Origin of the sequence: Methanoregula sp. (assembly GCA_026625165.1) — an archaeon.
GTDB lineage: Archaea > Halobacteriota > Methanomicrobia > Methanomicrobiales > Methanospirillaceae > MVRE01.
In genome coordinates this window covers 1392902-1413826 of the sequence record CP112999.1, presented here as the reverse complement: position 1 = coordinate 1413826, position 20925 = coordinate 1392902, and the positions used below count along the sequence as shown (strand labels likewise).

Genomic DNA, 20925 nt, shown 5'->3' with positions numbered 1-20925 from the left:
ATTATGACGATGTCCCTCTTTACCTTTGCAAACACATTAAACCCCCGGCAACGGAAATTATTCCAGAGATGGCGCAGATTACCGTGGACATCGGGGGCCGGGCCGGCGTTGATTGCCGTGGATTCTGCGAATATTGCTATTTTAAGCATGTGAAAAATGTCAAAGCATTTGGCTGCCGGTATTGCCTCCCGTTTAAGACAGGCTGTGATTATTGTACCAAAGGAATAAAAGAGCAGTATAGCGGATTTAAGGACTTAAAATCAATTGCTGATGAGGTCCTTGCAACCCTTCAGGCAACGAGGGACGACCTCTCCCGTGTGACTGTCAGCGGTGGCGGAGACCCGAGCTGTTATCCTCAATTCACCGATCTAATAAACCTGCTCGGGAGTATGGAGGCACCGCTCCATATCGGATATACCAGCGGGAAAGGCTGGGACGATCCTGCCATCGCCGATCTTCTTATCGATAACGGCCTTTCCGAGGTCTCCTTCACCATTTTTGCGTCAGATCCAAAACTGCGCCGAAAGTATATGCACGATCCCTCACCAGATGTATCGCTGGAAATTCTTGAGCGCTTATGTAATTCGGCTGATGTTTATGGAGCAGCTGTCGTACTACCGGGGATTAATGACGGGGAGGTGCTTGAACGCACATGTGCGTGGCTGGAGGAGCGGGGAGCTAAGGGACTGATCCTGATGCGGTTTGCCAACACAACTGATCAGGGACTAATCCTGGGAAATGCCCCGGTTATTAAGAAGCAGCGCGTCCATTCGGTTGAGGAGTTCCAAAACCTTGTGACCGATCTCAGTAAACAGTTCAAAATGAAGATATCCGGAACCCCCCTCTGGGATCCGGAGATTGGATCCCCTTTTGTTATCCTTTCAGAGCCCGATCTGATGGCAAAACTCCCCCGCGTGCAGCGGCGTGCCACCGTCATCAGTGGCAGCATCGCCGCCCCTTATATCCAGCGTGTTCTTGAAGCATGCGGGTCCAGATCACCGGTTGTTGCAGTAAAAAAGGAGATCGCCTGTCTCATAACTCTCGAAGATATAAAAACTCTGGACCTTTCTGTTCTGGAACACGCGGTCATTCTCCCGGGGCGTGCATTTGTGCACCCCAAAGAAGCACGTGAGGTTCTGAGTTCGGATGGAACCGGGCGGGAAGTTGTATGGGGTCCGGAAGTGCTCACCGCTGATGCAGAGACAAGCATGGGAATGACCCGGAATCAGGTTCTTACCATGGAGATGGATGGGTTTGCCGATCTGATCCGGTTAATCAATCTCTATGGAGAATGACTAAAAATCCAAAATAATGCAAGATAAAAATAAAAGTTTAAATTAATGCAGCCGTGATACCGAGCACTCCCGACTGGATGATCACGGCGACTGCGATAATCACACTTCCCATCACCAGTGCAACAGCGATGTTGCCCTTTTTAATCTCATCAAATTCGTCAACACCTTTTGTGAGTTTGTCAAGAATATTGAGCGCAAGGTAGATTGCCGCAATTGCAAGGACGATACCAAGGATCAGCTGGACAAATGCGGCGCCGATTGCACAAATACCATCGAGGGAGAATAATCCGACTGATGCAGCCTTTCCAATCCCGACAGAAAGCCCTGATACACCAGACTGGACAACAAGTGCGATTGCTATGAATACTGCGGCAACGATAATCCCAACAGCTGCATTCCCTTTTGCAAGTTCTTTTTCTTGGTCAATGTTCTTTGTGATCTTATCCAGTGTAAAAAAGCCGATATACAATGCTACAACGGAAAAGATAATGGCGATGATTAGCTGGACCAATCCAACAACTGCATTTACCAAAAGCATAGTTTTACCTCTGAAGTTTGTAATTTATTTAGATGAGTCTGTAAATAAACGTATCGTGCATTAAATGGATGAATAGAAAAAAGGAACGATTTTTGGAGGATTTCTACATATATTGGTTAATAAGTCCGATTAAATTTTAATGTATTCAAAATAAAAACTCAAGATGAAAACGCAATGGTTATTAAAATGATGCTGCGGGTGGGTTACGATCCCACGATCTCCAGATCTCTCAGGCAGAACGCCATCGTGCGTTCACATACATTATGAGTCTGGCGCCCTGACCAGCTAGGCCACCGCAGCGCAGACGTGCATTATAACAACACCCTAAAAATTATTAAACATTCTGATACGGGTGGGTTTTTTTAATTATTGCTTTTTGCCCTGAAGATACACATTCACGGCAGTTGAGATTGCAGCGATCTTCTTCCCCTGTTCAAATGAACCCGCAAGTGTCTGCATCCTTGCCTCCTCATCGCGCTGGTATCGTTCGAGTGTTTTTGCGATATGCTCTTCCTGGAGGAAGTGGGTATGGGTATTCCCTGCTATATACTCCGCATTATTCATTATTGCATAGTGGAGCGGAATCGTTGTTTTTACCCCGAGGATGACGTACTCGGAAATCGCCCTCCGCATCCGCCTGATCGCCCCGGACCGGGTTGCGTGCCATGCGCATAGTTTTGCGATCATCGAGTCGTAGTTTGGCGGGATCGAATACCCCATATGGATCCCGCTGTCAATACGTATGCCGGGCCCTCCCGGCGACCGGTAGCGGAGGATCTTACCGGGATCGGCAGCAAAGTTATTGAGGGGGTTTTCAGCATTGATCCGGCACTCGATTGCATGCCCGCGGATGCTGATGTCCTCCTGCGCATAAGGAAGGTCTTCACCGGAGGCGATGGCGAGCTGCTTATGGACAATATCAACACCGGTGATCATTTCCGTGATGGTATGTTCGACCTGAAGACGGGTGTTCATTTCCATAAAATAATACTTCCCGTTTGAGTACAGGAATTCGACCGTCCCTGCATTTGTGTAACCTGACACCCTTGCTACGGTAAGTGCGGATGACGCCATCTGTTCCCGAAGTTCCGCTGTCATGATGGGGCAGGGTGCTTCTTCGACAAGTTTCTGGTGGCGGCGCTGGATTGAACATTCCCGGTCAAAGAGGTGGATGCGGTTGCCATGAGCATCGGCAAGGACCTGGAACTCGATGTGTCGGGGCTTCACAAGATATTTTTCAAGAAACACCGTCGGGTCTCCAAAAGCGGATTTCGCGGTGCGCATGCCTTTGTCAATGGCATCCTGGAGGGCTGTAGGGTCCTCGACAATCTGCATGCCGATCCCCCCTCCGCCTGCACTGGCTTTCACAATGACAGGATAACCGATCCGATCAGCGATAGCGCCTGCTTTTTCTGCAGATGCGACGCCTTCGGGGGTATAGGGGAGCACAGGAACACCCGAGGACTCCATTAGGTGTTTACTGCCAAGCTTAGAACCCATCATCTCGATGGTCTTTGAGGACGGTCCGATAAAGACAATTCCCTCTTTTTCACACAAACCTGCGAACCTGTGGTTCTCGGCAAGAAAACCATACCCCGGGTGCACACCCTCTGACCCGGATTTGTGCGCTATATCAATAATCCGTTCCATGTTCAGGTAACTTTTTGAGGGATGCGCCTCCCCGACATGGAATGCCTCATCAGCATATTTTACATGGAGCGCGTTTTTATCCGCGTCGGAATAAATCGCAACCGTTTCTATTCCGAGTTCACGGCATGCACGCATCACACGGATTGCAATCTCGGCCCGGTTTGCAATCAGGATCTTCTCGAAATATTTCATTGCACCACCAGCAGGACGTCACCGCTCGAGACGACATCGCCGGTATCAACAAAGATTTCAGTCACCCTGCCGTCAATGGGGCTGTGGATGGGGTTTTCCATCTTCATCGCCTCAAGCACAACAACGACATCACCTTTTTTGACAGGAGAGTCCCGGCTGACCATGACCTTGAGTACCATGCCCTGCATGTTGCTCTTGATACCCCCTGCAACATCTCCCCTCGGTATTTTTTGTTGCGGGGCGGAAGCCGATACCTCCACCCGGCTTCCTCCGACGGAAATGATTCGGATTGAAAAGACCTCGCCGTCCACTTCAACTTCCATCTGGTTTGGCATTTCCGGCGTTCCGGCTGATACCTGTTGTTTTTTGGGGATAATTTCACCTTGTTTCTCCCCTTTCAAAAAAGCGGGTGCTATTGCAGGATAGAGGATGTAGGTCAGTACATCCTCCTCTTTTTTTACCAGGCCGGCTTTTTGGGCCTCTTCTTTCATCTTCTCATAGATAGGTTCGAGCAGATCAGCAGGACGGATCGCGATCACCTCGTCATTTCCGATAATCAGTTTCCGGATCTCATCGCTGACCGTCGCAGGTGATTTTCCGTACAGGCCATGGACATAGTCCTTGACTTCCTTTGTGACATTCCTGTACCGCTGGCCGTTGACAAGGACATTGAAGACTGCCTGCGATCCTACGATCTGGCTGGTCGGTGTCACGAGCGGAGGATACCCGAGATCCTCTCGCACACGCGGGATCTCTGCAAGAACTTCGTCCATCCGGTTGAGAGCGTCCTGCTCCTTGAGCTGTGAAACAAGGTTTGAGATCATCCCCCCGGGCAACTGGTAAATGAGCACATCGCTGTCCACGCGCTCTGATATCGGGTCACAGAGTGCACCATATTTTTCCCGGATCTGGAGGCAGATATTGCGAACTGTCCGGAGCCTGATTAGGTCTATGCCGGTATCTCTTTTTGTCCCTTTTAGTGATGCAACAACGCTTTCAGTCGGGGGCTGGGAAGTCCCCATGGAAAACGGGGACATTGCCGTATCAAGAATATCTACACCTGCTTCGATCGCTGCCTGGTAGCTGATCGGCGCGATCCCGCTCGTGCAGTGGCTGTGGAGGTCGACTTTGGTATCAACCGCCTCTTTAATACCGGAGATAAGCTCGCGCGCTGCTTCCGGCATGATCAGGCCGGCCATATCCTTGATGCAGATCGAATCGCAGTCGAGTGCGTGGAGTTCCATTGCCATTTCGATGAAGGTTTTGGTGCTGTGGACCGGGCTCGTCGTATAGCAAATTGCTCCCTGCAGGTGGGCGCCTGTTTTTTTGACCTGTTCCATCGAGCGTTTCATGTTCCGGATATCATTAAGCGCATCGAATACGCGGAAGATGTCAACGCCGTTCTTGTGCGCTGCATGGACAAACCGGTCGACAACATCATCCGGATAGTGCCGGTAACCGACTAAGTTCTGGCCACGCAGAAGCATCTGGATCGGGGTATGTTTCAATTCGGATTTGAGCGAGCGGAGGCGTTCCCACGGGTCATCATTTAAAAACCGTATGCAGGTGTCAAAAGTGGCACCTCCCCATGCTTCAACGGAAAAGAACCCGCACCCATCAATAGCACGGGCCATTTGGATCATATCCTCAGTTCTGAGCCGTGTTGCAATCAGGGACTGGTGCGCGTCCCTGAGTGTCGTATCGGTAATATGAACTTTATCAGGATAGGCAGCGCGCATGGGGTAACCTCATCAGAGGGCTTTTATGGATCAGATCAAGCCTCACAAAACATCACCATGGAAGTATAAAAAATTCACTAACTGGAATGATCGCAATCGCACCGGCTATGACTGCTCCGGCACATCCAATAATATCTGCACTAGACGTATCAAAGGAGGGGCAGAACGATCCTCCATACCGGTATCCCCTGACAGCGAGAAGTTCTGCGGTATCCTTTGCACGCGCCAGTGCACCGGTTACCAGAATCATACCAGCAGTAGCAAGATGGCGGACTCCCACTTTTACTCCTTTGAGTGCCCATGCTGTTCTCAACCGATCGAGATCGCAGACCAATGCATCAAATGCCTGCATACAGAGCTCGGCAACCATTCCCATCTCAAATCCCCATCGGCACCCGAACAGCCAGACGCCAAGGGAGAAAAACTCCCCCGGCCGTTGCTCAGACCAGAGCCACATCGCAATAAGGAGAATCACTGCCATACGAATGCCATAAGAGATGCCGGTACCAGTTGTAATCTGGAGCACGGCCGCTACAACCCCGATCATAGCTGCAAAGCCGGCCATAACAGATATGTGCGGCATAGCTTTTAGACGAGGGATGAAGATCAGCCACCAGATAAAAACAACAAATGCACCTGTGAGGTTAAGGAATGCAGCAAGAGAGAGGATTGCCGCAGTGCCGATCCGGATCCTAATATCATTCATCTTCGGGATCCCCGGATTTTCCCTCAATTCTTCGTGTGACATCATGTGATCCGGTTGTTGACGGTTGTTTCCCCAGATCCGCAAGCATCCCGTCCCGGATCCCCCAGAACCTGTCAATAGGGGGGAGAATCTCCTGTTCGTGCGTGAAGATGATAGTGATCCCATCACAAGATCCGGAGAGCCGTTTGCAGAAGATCTCTTTCTGACAGCAGTCCAGTGCGCTGAATGGTTCATCGAGAAGCAGCAGGTCATACCTTTTTGCCAGCACACAGGCAAGATGAAGCCGCTTCAGTTCGCCCCGGCTGAGTTTTAAGGGATTCTCCCCGCTTTTTCTCAAGAAACCTTCTGCAGAAAGGAGCAGATCCGGTTCCAGCCCCCATGATCTGCATTCCTCTGCAAGTGTCTGGCCGGTAATGTGGTATTCCGGGAACTGGAGAGAGAGCATACAGGACGTGATATCCTTACGATCTATTGTACCCTCAAGAGGTGAGATGAGCCCGGCCATGACAAGGGCAAGCGTCGACTTTCCCGATCCAACAGGGCCGCGGACCAGATGCATCCCCTCACAGAAATTCCCTTGGGCACTGAGAGCCAAAAGACCGCGTTTCACTTTTACCTTGTCGAGCTGAATGTTCAACCGGTTTTCCTCCATGAGCGCGGGTAAAACGGCGTGTTCATCAGGCTGAAAAAAACTTCAGCCGGCTTTCCGGCTGATACAATTCGTCCATCATGAATGGCAACAACCTGATCACCTTTTGCTGCGGTTTCCATCTGCTGTGTGCAGCGGATGACATAGCGTGACTGTATGGTCCCGATGATATCATCGATCTGCCGGCAGCGGCCGGGATCAAGATGGGAGTCATATTCATCAAGAACGAGCAGCACAGGCTCGTTAACCAGTGCGGCTGCAATTGCAGCAAGAGCTCTTTCCCCTCCTGAAAGTTCATGCACCGGGCGGTCAAGGAGATTTGTAATCCCCATCCTGCCGCAGATATCCTTCACCATTTTGCCCGTCTCATCACAGGGAGTGTTCCGGAACTGGATCGTTGAAGCGATCTCATCGTAAACTCTTGAAAAAAGGAGGCTTCTGTCCGGGTATTCGTTAACCCATCCTACATCAACTTTTCTTGGGGATTGTCCATCAATGCTGATGGTTCCGGATTCAGGTTCATCGATGCCGGAGAGGAGGCGCAGCAGGGTTGTTTTTCCACCCCCGTTCCCCCCGACCAGGAATGTTAATCCCGGATGGACTGAAAGGTGGTCGATGAAAAGCGTCCTGTGGGAGAGAGAATCAATTTCAATCATGGGAGTCTTTCTGCAATCTGGTACGCTGCAAACGCTTTGATGGCATCTCCTGCAAGAAACGGGAGCATACCCACGGTGACTGCAGGTATAAGGCTCATGCCGGTTGAGTACATCAGCCACGAAAGCCCGAAAATATATATTACGATCGTTCCGGCAATGATCCCAAGAACGCGGATCGTCATCCGGGTCTGTTCATATGCCAGCCCGGTCAGAAAAGCTGCGGGGATGAAACCGATGAGGTACCCCCCGGTCGGGCCGAGAAGAACCCCGATTCCGGCAACGCCATTGTGAAAAACCGGCAACCCCAGAGATCCGAGCAACACAAATAAGGTGACCGGTATGACAGCATTGCGCTTCATGACGGCAGCGGCGAGGAGGACAAAGAGTGTCTGGAGTGTAACAGGAACCGGAAAGAACGGGATCGAGATCCAGCTTCCCAAAGCGATCAGGCCGACAAATGCAGCTGAATATGCGATAAGTCTGGTTCTTTTGAGATCACCGAACATCGTCAACCATAAAAAATTATATGGTTTACGATAAAAAACAATCTGTCCTTACCGCTGGTGACAATCCCCGGCAATGACCCGCTCTATCCTGCCGTTGTCCTTGCGTATGATGAGTGCGCCAAATTCGTCAATATCAATTGCTTCCCCCTCAAAGCTGTTCTTTAAAGTGGTGATCTGGACGCGGTGCTCGAGCGTGCAGGAAAGGCTTTTCCATTCCCGGAGTATGGTTTCATATTCACCGCTCTCGATGAGCAGGTAGCGGGTCTCAAACTCCCGCAGGATTCGTGCAAGGAATGAAGCGCGATCGACCTCATGGCCGACTTCGGCGCTGATCGATGTGATATCTTTCTGGAGAGATGGTGAGAACTGGTTAAGCGGGACATTGACATCAATCCCGATACTCAGCAGGCAGTTATGAATGAGATCTGCTTCAGCCGAGAGTTCGAGGTGTAGGCCCGCTACTTTCTTGTCGCCGATGAAAATATCGTTTGGCCATTTGATCAGGGCGCCAAGATCGAATTCTTTTCGAATTGCACGGGCAACAGCAACAGATCCGGCCATAGTAACCATAAAAACATGGTCAATGGGGATATTGGGCTTCAGTACGATTGTGATCCAGATGCCACCGACGGGAGAGACCCATGCGCGTCCCAGCCTGCCAATCCCGCCGGTCTGCTCTTCGGCAATGATGACAAGGCCATGCATCTTCTCCACATCCCCTTCTGAACAGATCTGTTTGCCGACCCATATCGTCGAGGGGGTATTTTCCAGGTACCGCATTGTTTTTCCGACGAACTTCGTCCTGAGCTTCTTGTGTATCTCGTAAGGGAGGAGTCTGCTGCTGGTCCGGGTAAGGCGGTACCCTTCCTTCTGTGAGGATGATATGTCGTATCCCATCGCCCTGAGCTCATTGATATGCTTCCAGACTGCTGACCGGGTGATACCCAGTTCGTTGCTCATTGCCTCGCCTGACAGCGGACGATTTGCCCGTTCAAGGATTTCCAGCACCTTAAATGCAGAGTCCGGCATCCGTTTCACCTCTTAGCTCCGATGGATTCTGATGGCAGGGGGCAGGGATCCTTACCGCAGACCTGCTTGAGAATCGCAGACTGGTGCTCCATGAGGGTTGCCAGGTCAAAGATCCCGGTAATATCAACAACACCGATTGCGCCTATCGCTGCCCCATCACAATCCCTGAAAGGGGTTACGGTCACCGGAACCCCTTTGTAAGCCCCGGATGCCGGGGTGGTCTTTATCATCTTGTTGGCACGGATTGCATCCTCAAGCACAGGTCCGGTATAGTCCCGGTCAACCACCCTGCCCTCCTCAACCCGGATGCCCGGTTTATCCCGGGACTTTGCAGTCACCGGAAGTCGGTTGAGCAATTCATGGATGGCATTGGCAACAGGTTCCAGGTCATCTGCCCCGGCGCTGGCAGAAAGGGTATAGCGGTGCATTAATGTCTTCCTCATACTTCTGGTCACTGTCCATCTAGAATAAAGTTTGCGTTCCCAAACGGCAGAACCTGTCGAGAAATTTTTTTGAGGGGAATTCGTGGATACTGGTTACCACGACCTGCCCTTTTCCGACCTGTTTTTCAATTACAACAGCCTGCTCTCCCCCCATTCCCGCGGCTTCACCGTCATATTCGGGGAAAAATCCATCGCATTCAACGCGGTCAGCATTGTAATCCTCAACAATGGCCTCTGCAATGCTGTCAGGTATGCACACAATCTTTCTCGGGTGGCATTCATGATGGTATGTTACCGGAAACGGGAGCCAGTCATACGCAGATGGATTTTCAATAGCTGCACCATAGACCAGCAGGTTCCCGCCGTTCTCCAGAAATCTTTGTATACGGGGTGCAGCCGCACGCAGGGCAGGCAGGAGTTTTGAGTAGTTCGGGTTTCCAAAACCCGTTGGGACGATGAGGCAGTTGAATGAACCGCGATAAAATGGAGCGGCGAGTATGTGCGGGGTGACGACTTCGCATACGATCCCACAGTCCTCAATAAATCTTGTGAAGTGCTGCCGTGTCTCCCATACAAAACCTGCCCGTACGTTCACCCCTTGATCACCCCGAGAGGATCAAGGCGGGCGACGAGCAGGGAGAGCCCGGCATCGTGCACCACCCGGACAACGTCTTCACTTGGTTTATACACCTCGGGTGCTTCGTCAGCGATTGCAGCTTCATTGGGAGCTTTTACAAGAATTCCCTGCAGGGCGAGCCTGGCCGCCACATCTTTTCCGGATAATCTCTTTTTTGCCTGTGTCCGGCTCATCACCCTGCCGGCACCATGGCAGGTGCTCCCGAATGTCTGTTCCATTGCCCCTTGAGTCCCGCGCAGGACGAATGAAGAGGTTCCCATACTACCGGGAATGATGACGGGTTGTCCTATGGATGAGAGTTCCGGGGGGATATCCGGTGCATGCGGGCCGAATGAACGTGTAGCTCCCTTCCGGTGAACGCAGACCCTTTCCTTTCTCCCAAAAACAATGTGCTCTTCGATCTTTGCCACGTTATGGGCCACATCGTAAACAAGGGGCATTTCCTCATACCCGGTGCCAAACATTTTTTTAAGGACATTTCTTGTGGTATGCGTGATCAACTGGCGGTTTGCCCAGGCATAATTTGCCGATGCTGCCATGGCCCCGAAATATGCTTCTCCTTCCGGTGAGCTGATGGGGGCGCACGCAAGCTGGCGGTCCGGTAATTTAATCTGGTATTTTTTGACAGCACCCTCAAGTATTCTGATATGGTCCGTACATGTCTGGTGACCGAGGCCGCGGGAGCCGCAGTGGATCATGCAGCAGACCTGATCCTGATAAAGGCCGAACGCTTTGGCTGAATTCTCATCATAGATCTCGCGCACGACCTGCAGTTCAAGAAAGTGGTTGCCGGATCCCAGTGTACCTCCTTGGGGGATGCCACGCTGTTTTGCTTTGGAAGAGACCTCTTTTATGTTTGCCTCCTTCATGTACCCCCCTTCCTCGCAGCGCAAAAGATCGTTTTCCTCCCCCAACCCCGCATCAACCGCCCAGCGGGCGCCTTTGACCATCATCTGCTCAAGAACGTGACCTGTCACCTTTTGCGCGCTTTTTGCGCCCACACCTGTCGGAACAGCATGGAAGAGGGTCTCGATTAAGTCTTTTCTTCCCGCGACATCTTTTTGAGCGAGGGGGGTGGCGAGCAACCGGACCCCGCAATTGATATCAAACCCGACACCACCCGGCGAAATAACGCCTTCCGTGAGGTCGAATGCGGCGACCCCGCCAATCGGGAAACCATACCCCCAGTGGATGTCAGGCATCGCGAGGGAATTTTTTATAATTCCCGGCAGCGTCGCAACATTGGCAAGCTGCTGGACTGCGCCCGGCTCAAGTATTTTTTCAAGCGATTCCGAAAGGAAAAAGCGCCCAGGAACCCGCATTCCCGGTACAAATCCGAGGGGCACTTCCCATTCAAGGGTGCTGATCCGTATAATCCCCTGCAACATCCGGCTGACTCCATCTCCTTCCTATACATCAAATATGATGTCCACCATATAGCCATTTGCATCCTGCCGGATCGAAAGCCCGGAATATGAGATGCCTTTCACCTCAGTCCCGAGTGCATGCCGGTCCCTGTCAAAGGGTTCTCCCGCAAGTTCTGCATGCAGGTTGAGACCATCGATCCTGACCCGGGCATCGGAAAATACGATCCCCTCCACTTCAGAGACAAAAAGGACTTCTGAAAGAAATTCAAGGAGCAACGACTCGGTATCGGTCGAAGTGATGGCAATTTCCTTTTTCACAATCCCTTTGCGTACCGGGCCATACATTACCTGCATCAATGCATTGCAGGTTTCTGAAAAAAGGGATTCAAGGGTTGGTGCGCAAACCTGAATCTTCACATCAGCAGTATGGGAAATTTCCTTAAAACTCATCTGTCCTCTTGGTTTCAGCCATCCGGTTCATCATAAAAAGGGATCATTTCTATGCCGATTGCATGAAGGTAACGGGCCTGGTGGATGGAAATGTACACCGTATGGTTGCCTGCCTGTAACAGGAGGTCTGATCTTTTCGGGGGTTTTACCCGCGTAGGCAGTAAAATCGGGCCACCGCAGGATGTACAGATACGGAAATCACAGTTGCGTTTGTTGATATAGTCGAGCACTTCGGGGGCAATGACGACATCATTTAACAGAGTGCTCTCTTCTGTAAATGTATACATGATGCTCACTAATTACGCCACGAGCACTAAAAATTGTTATGGTTGATACGCCTTATCAACCGACTCCGACGATCCTTACCACGACATCGATATACTTGTCCTTGAGTTCAAACGAACTGACGCCATCGGGCTTCTTTGTGACCCGCAAAATACCGATTCGGGATGCAATTATGCCAACCATTGATGCAATCTTATGGAATGTAACGGAAAACTGTTTCTGGAGTTCTGCGACAAGCTCAGCAATCGTCATCGATTTGATTCTAACAAAGAGCCTGAGGAGCTCCCGCCGGATACCTGTTCTGTCACGGGAGATGTAGGACCTGAGGCGAACTTCGATGACTCTCTTGATCTCTTGTGGAGATCTCATACTTTGAGTTACTGACCATTCTCTATATATATTTATTGATTTGCTGTTTTTTACAATCCCTGTTTGATACTTGCGGCAATTTACGCTGAAACAAAATTTTTCTGCGCAATTGTTAATTGTTCAATTGCGTTGCCTGAAGAAGAAACGGGTTGGTGACAGGTGCAATCGCAACGTGTTACTATTATAATCGTTAATAGACAGATGATTATGGCATGGGATTGATGAAATACAATATAGAAAAATTCTCACCACAACAGCTGGTGATCATCCCGCTCATTTTATTGGCGCTTTCACTCGTGTTGCTTGCGATAAATACTGCTGCAACAGGTATGCCGGTCACGCCGGGGATTGATTTTTCGGGTGGTACGGCGGTCACGGTCCTGACCACTGACAGCAAAGACCAAATCCGGGCTGCATTCACCGGATACCCTCTTCTTGATATAGGTGAGGGAGTGAATAATGGCAAATTCCTCAAGTTCGGAACAATGGATGACGCAACATACCGGGCTCTTACCAACCTGATCAACCAGAAGTATCCTGATGCGAAGGTTGACCAGATTGGAGAATCTTTTGGAAAGACCCTCCAGTCCCAGGCAGTTATCGCGCTGATCCTCTCCTTTATCGGGATGTCAATCGTTGTCTTTCTCTCATTCCGCACGTTTGTCCCGTCGTGTGCAGTGGTCCTCTCTGCTTTTGCTGACATGGTGATGACTGCGGCTGCGATGAATATTGTCGGAATTCCGCTCTCGCTGGGCACGACTGCTGCACTCCTGATGCTTATCGGGTATTCCGTGGATAGTGATATCCTGCTGACAAACCGTGTGCTCAAAAGGCAGGGCAAGCTGAACGAAAAATTACAAGGGGCATTTCATACCGGCATCATCATGACCTCGACAACGTTCTCTGCTGTCGCAGCGATGTTTCTTGTCTCATGGTTCGGTCAGGTGCAGATCATCATGGAGATATCAGCAGTGCTCCTGATCGGGCTGATCTTTGACGTCCTGAACACATGGCTTACCAATGCAGGAATCCTGAAATGGTACGTCCAGAAAGGAGGCGGGAAATGAACTCAAAGGAAATAAAAACCCTCCTTTCTGACTGGCGCGTCGCAATGCTGATACTCCTTGTTGCAGGATCCTTGGTCGCTATCTACTTCTACCCGTCCTTTAATCCCCAGAAAGGTGTTGAGGGAAATCTCCAGTTCGGGCTTGACCTCCAGCAGGGGGCATGGCTGCAGCTTGAGTTCCGTGCCGAGGTCATCGGATTTACAACCGACCGGCCTCTCAGCGAGTTTATTTCAGACCTGTCCAAAACGCTTGATACCGAGGTGCAGGTTGTAGATGAAAACCATCTCGAAATACGAAAATTCTACAACCAGGAAGACCTGGCCGCGCTTGTCGAAGCATCCGGAGGAAAAGTCATCTCGTACCAGCCCGGAGTATCAAAGGCGACCGCGGAAGATGTGAAGCGGATTCTTGAAAACAAGATAAATACTCTGGGAACAAAGGACGCAAAAGTCAACACGCTTACCGGCCTGAACAATGTTGCACGCTACGTCCGTGTTGAACTAGCCGGCGTTGACATGAACCAGGCACAAGCGATTGTCGGAAAACAAGGCAAATTCGAGATACGGGTCCAGACCGCGGGCAACCAGACCGAGCATGTCCTGTATGGCGATTCCATCACGAGCGTACAGAACCCCGCACAGGAACCCCCGGGGAGTAACACATGGGGTGTCGGGTTTACCCTTAGCAGTGCCGGTGCAAATGCCTTCCGTGATGCTGCGATCAAATACGGGGCAACGGTTGACCCGTCCAGGCATCATCTTGTTATGCTGCTCGATAACAAGACGGTCTATTCAGCACCCCTGTCAGATGATCTTGCGGGTAAAGTACAGACTGAGAATATCCGCCAGCTATTTGCATCGACGGGACAGGGAAAGTACGGGATGCAGCAGGCGACCAACCTTGAAATCCATCTCCGGGCCGGGGCATTGCCCGTTGATGTGGCTGTCGCCGGTTCAGGCTCACAATCCGCACCCCTGGGGGAGCATTTCAAGACGATGTGCATCCTTGCCGGGATCCTTGCCCTTGTTACCGTCGGGCTTGTAATATTTTTACGGTACCGTGAACCCGGCATTGTGCTCCCGATGGTGCTGATCAACGCGTCGGAGATTATTATCCTGCTGGGATTCATCAGTCTCATCAGGTTCCAGATGGACCTGCCCACCATTGCGGGTATTATCGCGGTTCTTGGAACAGGGATCGACCAGCTGGTCGTGATAACTGATGAGATCCTTCATGAAGGAAAAGTCCCGTCTCCGAACCTGTATTTAAAGAGGCTTTCGCGAGCCCTCAGTATTATTATTGTTGCCGCTGCAACGGTGATTATTGCCATGATACCCCTTGCGCTCATGGATCTTTCAACTCTGAAAGGGTTTGCGCTTATCACCATCATGGGCGTGCTTGTTGGCGTACTGGTAACCCGTCCTGCATATGGGCGCATAATCATGGCAATCCTTTCAAAATAACAAGTGCATACCTTTATCCCTTTTTTTATCGACAATTCTTCCGGGAAAAAATGACCAGACCGGTATTGTATGACTTTTTTGCCACGTGGTGCGGCCCATGCAGGATGCAGACGCCAATCCTTGAGGAACTGAAAAAGAAGATGGGGGATTCTGTTGAGATCAAAAAGGTCGATGTGGACCAGCACATGGACCTTGCTGAAAAATTCGGGATTCGTGTTGTCCCGACATTGGTCATCGAAAAAGACGGAAAGGTTATCCAGATGATGGAGGGCGTCACCGATGCGGCAACCCTTGAAAAACTCATAAAACCGCTGGTGGGATAGAGTGAGGATCGGTATAGTCGGAGGTACCGGGGATATCGGCGAGGGCATAGCGATGCGCCTGGCCTCTGATTTTGAAATCATTATCGGCTCAAGGGAGCCGGATAAGGCTGTCTCTACAAGCAGGTGCTGCATGGATATTTTGCAGAAACGGGGGGTACCCTGTTGCTGCAGCGGGGTACCGAACCAAGAAGCAGTGGATGAAGCCGATGTAGTCATCCTTGCAATCCCCTTTAAGCATCTCGCTTCAACGCTTGCCACACTTTCAGGATTTGAAGATAAAATTGTCGTGAGCCCCATAAACCCGATGGAGAAGCGCGATTTCTTTACCTTTGTTCCCCCGCCTGAGGGTTCTGCAGCATTGCTGGTGCAGAAAATGCTCCCTAAAACCGCAAGGGTCTGCTCTGCGTTCAACACGATTGCCGCGAATAAATGGAGGGCACTTGATGAGGAACTGAGCTATTCGGTTCCGGTGTGCGGGGATGATGCGGATGCAAAGAAGCAGGTGATGGAAATTGTGAACAGGGTCTCTTCGCTTCAAGCATTTGATGCCGGTCCGCTCGCGGTATCTGCATTGGTAGAGTCGCTCACCCCGCTTCTGTTAAACATCGCACGTTACAACAGGATGAGGGATGTCGGGATCCAGTTCCGGTAAGGTAAAAAAGGTCATACAGATTCTCGGCAGGAAATACGGGACGATTGCATGGTGGCACGGGAATACCGATGAGGTAATGATTGGTGCAATCCTCACCCAGCAGACCCGGTGGGAGAACGTGGAAAAAGCCCTCAAACATCTCCGGCACGAGGGACTGTGCTCGATTGCCGCAATCAGGGACGCTGACAAGACAATCCTCGAAAATGCCATCCGGTGCACCGGTTTTTTCCGGATAAAAGCGGCCCGGTTAAAATCACTTGCGGTACAGGTGATGGATAAATCGGGAGGTATAGGGGCAATGGCATCCCAACCAGATGATGATCTACGGAAGAACCTTCTTAGTGTATATGGAATTGGAGAGGAAACTGCCGATAGTATCCTCTGTTATGGTTTTTCCCGACCCAGCTTTGTGATCGATGCATATACTGACCGGATCTGCCGGTGCGCCGGTATAACAACCAGACGACATGCATTAAAAAGTCTCTTTGAAAATGCATTACCCTGCGACGCGGGCACATTCCAGCAGGTACATGCACACATCGTTGAGTATGCAAAGGAATACTGTGGAAAAAAGAGGTGTAAGGAATGCACAATCCGGACTTTGAACGGATAGGAAAACGGCTCTTTGCTGAACACCTTGTCGGAGGCAATTTTGGGAACATGAGCGTCCGCGATGGTGATAATGGATTTTTCATTATGCAATCCGGTGCCTATCTCGATAACCCGGGCGAACTGGTATTTGTGCCTATGGAAGGCACTGCGCCAAAAGAAGCATCCAGTGAGTACCGGGTGCACCGGGCTGTGTATATAACCAACTCCTGCATGGCGATTATACATGCTCACCCTTCTTTTGCAGTGGCACTATCGCTTGTCATTGATGAAGTCATACCCCAGGACAGCGAGGGTGAGATGTTCTGCCCGGTAATACCGGTTGTCCAGGGGGTTCCGGGCACAGATGTTCTTGCTGCTAAAGTTGCAGAAGGGCTCACCCGCGCTCCAGTCGTAATTGCCCGGGGGCACGGGACATTTGCCGCTGGAAAAACACTTGATGAAGCATACATGTTAACGTATCTTGCCGAGCATTCGTGCCGTATTGTGGCTCTCATCGGGCAGTTCAAGAAGTAACAAGAGAAAAAATGGCTCTGTAGAATTCATCGTTTTTCATAACATTCAAAGGGTATTTGCCCCCGCTACCAGGGCACAGCGAAAATATCTTTAATTCTCTCAAATCTTTCCTGCCCTCGAGCACGACAGATATTCCCCCTTGCGATATCCGTCAAAAACCGGTCTAATCCGGATCTTTATTACTGATGCAGGAACAGGAATTGTTCAGAGTCAAAAATTATTTTTGCTGTTTTGGGGGCTGCAGCAGCTGTATCTCCCGTATGATCTCCCGGTGAAAGACAAGCACCATATCCGAGATCATACCGAACATGAAAATCTCGATACCAACAACAATGAGCAAAACCGTGAGGATTGTGAGGGGAATATGTTCAATATGGCGGAACCATTCCAAAACGACATAGATTCCCGTGAGCATTCCGAGAAGGCTCGTGAACGCACCCATCATGCCGAAATAAAACATCGGGTTGTTCACCCGTGCGAGCCGGTATATGGTGCTTACGATCTTGATCCCGTCATGGAACGGGGAGAGTTTGGTCCCCGTGCCCGGGCGGCGGAGGTACTTAATCGGAACGACCATGATCCGCTGACCATTGCGCACGGCTTCCACGGAGATCTCGGTCTCAATTTCAAACCCGCGCTCTTTTAAGTTCATCTGCTGGATGGCAAGTTTGGTGAATGCGCGATACCCTGAAAGGATATCATGCAGATCGCGGCTGTGCGCGACCTTGAAGAGGAGGTTGAGCATATGATTGCCAAAAAGGTTCAGTCTTGAGAAAGATCCTTCCTCGGCATTGATGAGCCGGTCTCCGATAACCTGGTCAAACCCTAAAAAGAGCGGGGTCAGCATCTTTTCGGCATCCTTTGCAGAATATGTCCCGTCACCGTCAAGCATCAGGATGTATTGTTGCTCAATGACCTCGAATGCCTCGATGATGGCATTCCCTTTACCTGTCCCTGACTGGGTGCGGACGTTGGCCCCGGCTTCACGCGCACTTTTGACCGTATTATCCGTGCTCCTGCCATCCATTACAAGGATGTTGTTATACCCTTGAGCCTTGAATTCCCGGACCACATTGCCGATTGTCGGTCCTTCATTTAACGTAGGGATCAGGATACAGACTTCATCTTTGGAAAATTTCATTGGTATAGTATTTTTAATCGGTTGTCATAAGTGCTTCTATGCACATCCCGAAGAAGGGCTTGCGGGCGCTCGGTATAGCGGAGAGTTTCACCGGGAGGGAGCGGTCAGTGCTTGCAGGGGTGGTGATGAGAAAAGACCTTCGCATCGATGGTTTTGTATTTGGGGAGGTAACGGTGGGCGGGATGGATGCCACCGATACCATAATCGGGATGGTACAGAACCTGGAGCGACGTGATATCAATGTTATCATGCTGTCTGGTTGTGTGATCGCATGGTTCAATATCATCGATCCCCATGTTGTGTCCGACATAACGGGAATTCCGGTCATTGGAGTTACCTACGAGGCATCGGACGGTCTTCTTGGAGATATCCAGTTCCATTTTCCCGGTGATATGACCCGGATTGACGCCTACACACGATTAGGTGACCGGGCCCCGCATGTCCTGTGCGCCACCAGGCAGACCATCTTTATTCGTGCATGGGGGATAAGTCTTCCTGATGCCGTGCGGTTGTGTGATGATTTTACGCTGGAAGGAAAGATCCCGGAACCACTGCGGATAGCCCGGTTGTGTGCCCGCGGTGTTATAAAGAATCTTGATTGATATGTAACCATACCGGAATTCCGGCCTATCCTAAAAAGGAGATTTCATATCTGTGAAAAAAACATATTTGTGAAAAACAAATTTAGATATAATTTAATATTGAGAGGAAATAATCAGGATTGCCAGCAACCATGAAACCTCCCCGCCGGGTCTGCCTTGAATGCCATTATATTTACGATCCTGCAAAAGGAGACAAGACACAGGATATCCCGCCCGGTATTCCTTTTGAATCTCTCCCGGATACGTGGCGCTGCCCTGAATGCAAGATCCTGAAAGTAAAAAAGGGCGTATTCAGATGCCTCGACGAATAATCAATTCTGTAATTTTTAAATAAAAAATTCAGGCAGCACGATATACATGCCGTGATATGATCTGATCCGTGATATTGTCAATGATGTCGATCTGAATAGTATCGCCGGGATGAAATGTGCCATCCGTGAAATCGATCGCAGTCATTTCGCCCGGTGCCCATGTCGCCCCGCTGCACCCGGCCCCTCCAATCCACTGGACCCCGAGATGAACCGTGCTGATGAAGTCATTACCGTTCAATGTTTCGATGACACAGCTGACCGGCTGTCCGTTTCTGAAAACATTCGCTTTCAGGTCTCCGTTATTGTAGGTGATTATACCAGTGTGCAGGAGGATCATACGGCTGTCGTAATTCATAACTCCGGTGATCTCGTCATTGTGGAATATATTTGTAATCGTGAAGATCGCCGGTACCGGGTTCATGTTATAATCAAGCGGAGGCAGATGGAAAAGGAGGAGTACGAGAAGTGCAAGAACGATGGTGATTGCCACCATCAGGATGGAACCTATCGTTTGGGATGTTGCATCCGTTCTTTGCCGCAGAATTGACAATTGTTAAAGATAATCGTGAATATTTTAAAAACCTATTCAAATGATATTGTTTTAAAAAAAGAATTCCCCCTCTGCGGATTGTAGTGTTTTCATAAAAAAATCCTAAAAAACCGGAATGATGTCACATAAATATCGTCAATACAAAGGATTTGATAACCATTATTATCTGAAAGGTTTTTGATGCCACCGATACCCGAACATCCACCTGCAGCTCAAACAAACAAGGCCGTACATGATTACTATCGCAAAGGACTTGACCTTGGCAGAGCAGGGCGTCACGAAAAGGCACTTGCCGCATTTTCTGACGCACTGGCAGTCGATCCTGGGTTTGCCCTTGCATATGTCGGGAAAGGGTTTGCATTAGGAAAACTCGGCCGGTATGAGGAAGAAATTGTCTCCTGCGACAAGGCTATTGAAATCGATCCTTCATGCGTTGATGCCTGGAACACAAAAGCATTCGCGCTGGGGATACTCGGACGGTTTGAAGAGAAAGTGGCGTGCTGTGAACAGGCATTGCGCATTGATCCAAAAAATGCCCTTGCATGGAACAACAAGGGAGTCGCCCTTGGGATGCTCGGGCACTTTGATGAGGAGATCCACTGCTGTGATCGGGCGCTCTCCATACGTCCACGATACCTTTCAGCAATGGTGAACAAAGGTTATGCATTGGGCAGGCTGAAACGCTATGAAGAGGAGATCGCCTGTTATGACCGTGCTTTAAAAATTTATCCGTATTACTTATCTGCTGTTCTCAACCGTGCGGTGACGCTCAACCAACTGAAGCGCTATATTGAAGCGCTTGTGATGCTTGATCAGGCACTCGAGATCGACCCCGATCACCCAAAGGCACTCTATCAGAAAGGGCTCGCTCTTTCCGCACTAGGGAGGCATGGCGAGGCTATTTTGTTCCTCAGGCGCGCCCTTGAATTCGACTCCACCATTGCTGACGCATGGGTGGTGCTCTCAAACTCCTGCTTTATGCTGGGAATACTGGACGAATCTGCCCGTGCTTTTGACCAGGCATACTATATCGATGTCCACGGGGTCAGGGAAGGGTTTGTAAAGGGGATGTCACTTTTAAAAACCGGGAAATTTGATGATGCGATCCGGTCCTTTTCTGAAGTGCTGGGTATCCTGCTGAGGTAAATTGGCAAAATCCTGTTCCTTGTTTCTTTATCTG

Annotated in this window: 26 protein-coding genes and 1 tRNA gene; 10 read left to right on the top strand and 17 right to left on the bottom strand. The window is 50.3% G+C overall.

What is annotated here, in order from left to right:
* Positions 1-68 precede the first annotated feature (68 nt).
* On the top strand, positions 69-1295 hold the full coding sequence (mmp10, locus tag OS112_07385; GenBank protein ID WAC04283.1) for a methyl coenzyme M reductase-arginine methyltransferase Mmp10: 1227 nt from the start codon (positions 69-71) through the stop codon (positions 1293-1295).
* A 37-nt stretch (positions 1296-1332) separates the two neighbouring features.
* On the opposite strand, the gene OS112_07380 is transcribed toward mmp10, so the two are convergent.
* From OS112_07380 to OS112_07310, 15 genes are all read right to left on the bottom strand, one after another.
* Entirely contained in the window at positions 1333-1833 is a 501-nt protein-coding gene (locus tag OS112_07380) for a DUF350 domain-containing protein (GenBank protein ID WAC04282.1), read from the bottom strand.
* Between the two features lie 190 nt (positions 1834-2023).
* A tRNA-Met gene (locus OS112_07375) sits at positions 2024-2133 on the bottom strand.
* 66 nt (positions 2134-2199) lie between these two features.
* The gene (locus tag OS112_07370; protein WAC04281.1) at positions 2200-3675 is read right to left on the bottom strand and encodes an acetyl-CoA carboxylase biotin carboxylase subunit; all 1476 of its coding nucleotides are present in this window, start codon (positions 3673-3675) and stop codon (positions 2200-2202) included.
* Positions 3672-5414, bottom strand: a complete 1743-nt coding sequence (locus tag OS112_07365) for a pyruvate/oxaloacetate carboxyltransferase (protein WAC04280.1) — start codon at positions 5412-5414, stop codon at positions 3672-3674. Before OS112_07365 ends, OS112_07370 begins: the two co-directional genes overlap by 4 nt.
* Before the next feature lie 52 nt (positions 5415-5466).
* Positions 5467-6120, bottom strand: coding sequence for a hypothetical protein (locus tag OS112_07360; GenBank protein ID WAC04279.1), 654 nt, complete (start codon positions 6118-6120; stop codon positions 5467-5469).
* Positions 6113-6757 carry an ATP-binding cassette domain-containing protein gene (locus OS112_07355; protein WAC04278.1) on the bottom strand — a complete coding sequence of 215 codons (645 nt, stop codon included), beginning with the start codon at positions 6755-6757 and terminating at the stop codon, positions 6113-6115. Before OS112_07355 ends, OS112_07360 begins: the two co-directional genes overlap by 8 nt.
* The gene (locus OS112_07350) at positions 6754-7425 is read right to left on the bottom strand and encodes an energy-coupling factor ABC transporter ATP-binding protein (GenBank protein WAC04277.1); all 672 of its coding nucleotides are present in this window, start codon (positions 7423-7425) and stop codon (positions 6754-6756) included. Before OS112_07350 ends, OS112_07355 begins: the two co-directional genes overlap by 4 nt.
* Positions 7422-7931 carry a biotin transporter BioY gene (locus tag OS112_07345; GenBank protein ID WAC04276.1) on the bottom strand — a complete coding sequence of 170 codons (510 nt, stop codon included), beginning with the start codon at positions 7929-7931 and terminating at the stop codon, positions 7422-7424. Before OS112_07345 ends, OS112_07350 begins: the two co-directional genes overlap by 4 nt.
* A 48-nt stretch (positions 7932-7979) precedes the next feature.
* Positions 7980-8960, bottom strand: coding sequence for a biotin--[acetyl-CoA-carboxylase] ligase (locus OS112_07340; protein WAC04275.1), 981 nt, complete (start codon positions 8958-8960; stop codon positions 7980-7982).
* 5 nt (positions 8961-8965) lie between these two features.
* Positions 8966-9388 (bottom strand): DUF2111 domain-containing protein, encoded by a 423-nt coding sequence (locus OS112_07335; protein WAC06156.1) that lies wholly within the window; start codon positions 9386-9388, stop codon positions 8966-8968.
* 34 nt (positions 9389-9422) lie between these two features.
* A complete protein-coding gene (locus tag OS112_07330; protein ID WAC04274.1) occupies positions 9423-9998 on the bottom strand; it encodes a hypothetical protein in 576 nt (191 codons plus the stop codon).
* Complete coding sequence (locus OS112_07325; GenBank protein WAC06155.1) at positions 9995-11362, bottom strand: RtcB family protein; 1368 nt, start codon at positions 11360-11362, stop codon at positions 9995-9997. Before OS112_07325 ends, OS112_07330 begins: the two co-directional genes overlap by 4 nt.
* A gap of 87 nt (positions 11363-11449) precedes the next feature.
* Positions 11450-11857, bottom strand: coding sequence for an archease (locus tag OS112_07320; protein WAC04273.1), 408 nt, complete (start codon positions 11855-11857; stop codon positions 11450-11452).
* Positions 11858-11871: 14 nt separating this feature from the next.
* On the bottom strand, positions 11872-12144 hold the full coding sequence (locus tag OS112_07315) for a hypothetical protein (GenBank protein WAC04272.1): 273 nt from the start codon (positions 12142-12144) through the stop codon (positions 11872-11874).
* Positions 12145-12199: 55 nt separating this feature from the next.
* Entirely contained in the window at positions 12200-12511 is a 312-nt protein-coding gene (locus tag OS112_07310; protein WAC04271.1) for a DUF2551 domain-containing protein, read from the bottom strand.
* A gap of 212 nt (positions 12512-12723) precedes the next feature.
* Between OS112_07310 and OS112_07305 the strand changes: the two genes are divergently transcribed.
* Genes OS112_07305 through OS112_07280 form a run of 6 tightly spaced genes read left to right on the top strand, consistent with a single transcriptional unit; the run spans position 12724 to position 17141 of the window.
* Positions 12724-13578 carry a protein translocase subunit SecF gene (locus OS112_07305; protein WAC04270.1) on the top strand — a complete coding sequence of 285 codons (855 nt, stop codon included), beginning with the start codon at positions 12724-12726 and terminating at the stop codon, positions 13576-13578.
* Entirely contained in the window at positions 13575-15041 is a 1467-nt protein-coding gene (locus OS112_07300; protein WAC04269.1) for a preprotein translocase subunit SecD, read from the top strand. Before OS112_07305 ends, OS112_07300 begins: the two co-directional genes overlap by 4 nt.
* Positions 15042-15091: 50 nt before the next feature.
* Positions 15092-15364: a thioredoxin gene (gene trxA, locus OS112_07295; GenBank protein ID WAC04268.1), complete on the top strand. Its 273-nt coding sequence runs from the start codon at positions 15092-15094 to the stop codon at positions 15362-15364.
* A gap of 1 nt (position 15365) precedes the next feature.
* Positions 15366-16016, top strand: a complete 651-nt coding sequence (gene npdG / locus OS112_07290) for an NADPH-dependent F420 reductase (protein WAC04267.1) — start codon at positions 15366-15368, stop codon at positions 16014-16016.
* Positions 15994-16629 (top strand): Fe-S cluster assembly protein HesB, encoded by a 636-nt coding sequence (locus tag OS112_07285; protein WAC04266.1) that lies wholly within the window; start codon positions 15994-15996, stop codon positions 16627-16629. Before npdG ends, OS112_07285 begins: the two co-directional genes overlap by 23 nt.
* Positions 16602-17141 (top strand): aldolase, encoded by a 540-nt coding sequence (locus OS112_07280; GenBank protein ID WAC04265.1) that lies wholly within the window; start codon positions 16602-16604, stop codon positions 17139-17141. The genes OS112_07285 and OS112_07280 overlap by 28 nt, the downstream gene beginning before the upstream one ends.
* A 217-nt stretch (positions 17142-17358) precedes the next feature.
* On the opposite strand, the gene aglJ is transcribed toward OS112_07280, so the two are convergent.
* A complete protein-coding gene (gene aglJ / locus OS112_07275) occupies positions 17359-18282 on the bottom strand; it encodes an S-layer glycoprotein N-glycosyltransferase AglJ (GenBank protein ID WAC04264.1) in 924 nt (307 codons plus the stop codon).
* A gap of 38 nt (positions 18283-18320) precedes the next feature.
* On the opposite strand from aglJ, the gene OS112_07270 reads away from it, so the two are divergent.
* Both OS112_07270 and OS112_07265 read left to right on the top strand, forming a co-directional pair.
* Complete coding sequence (locus OS112_07270) at positions 18321-18884, top strand: DUF99 family protein (protein ID WAC04263.1); 564 nt, start codon at positions 18321-18323, stop codon at positions 18882-18884.
* Between the two features lie 131 nt (positions 18885-19015).
* A complete protein-coding gene (locus tag OS112_07265; GenBank protein WAC04262.1) occupies positions 19016-19195 on the top strand; it encodes a rubredoxin in 180 nt (59 codons plus the stop codon).
* A 28-nt stretch (positions 19196-19223) separates the two neighbouring features.
* Here the strand turns inward: OS112_07265 and OS112_07260 are convergent, their stop codons facing one another.
* On the bottom strand, positions 19224-19688 hold the full coding sequence (locus OS112_07260; protein WAC04261.1) for a type IV pilin: 465 nt from the start codon (positions 19686-19688) through the stop codon (positions 19224-19226).
* A 237-nt stretch (positions 19689-19925) separates the two neighbouring features.
* Here OS112_07260 and OS112_07255 point away from each other — a divergent pair, with 237 nt between their 5' ends.
* On the top strand, positions 19926-20891 hold the full coding sequence (locus OS112_07255) for a tetratricopeptide repeat protein (GenBank protein WAC04260.1): 966 nt from the start codon (positions 19926-19928) through the stop codon (positions 20889-20891).
* Positions 20892-20925 lie beyond the last annotated feature (34 nt).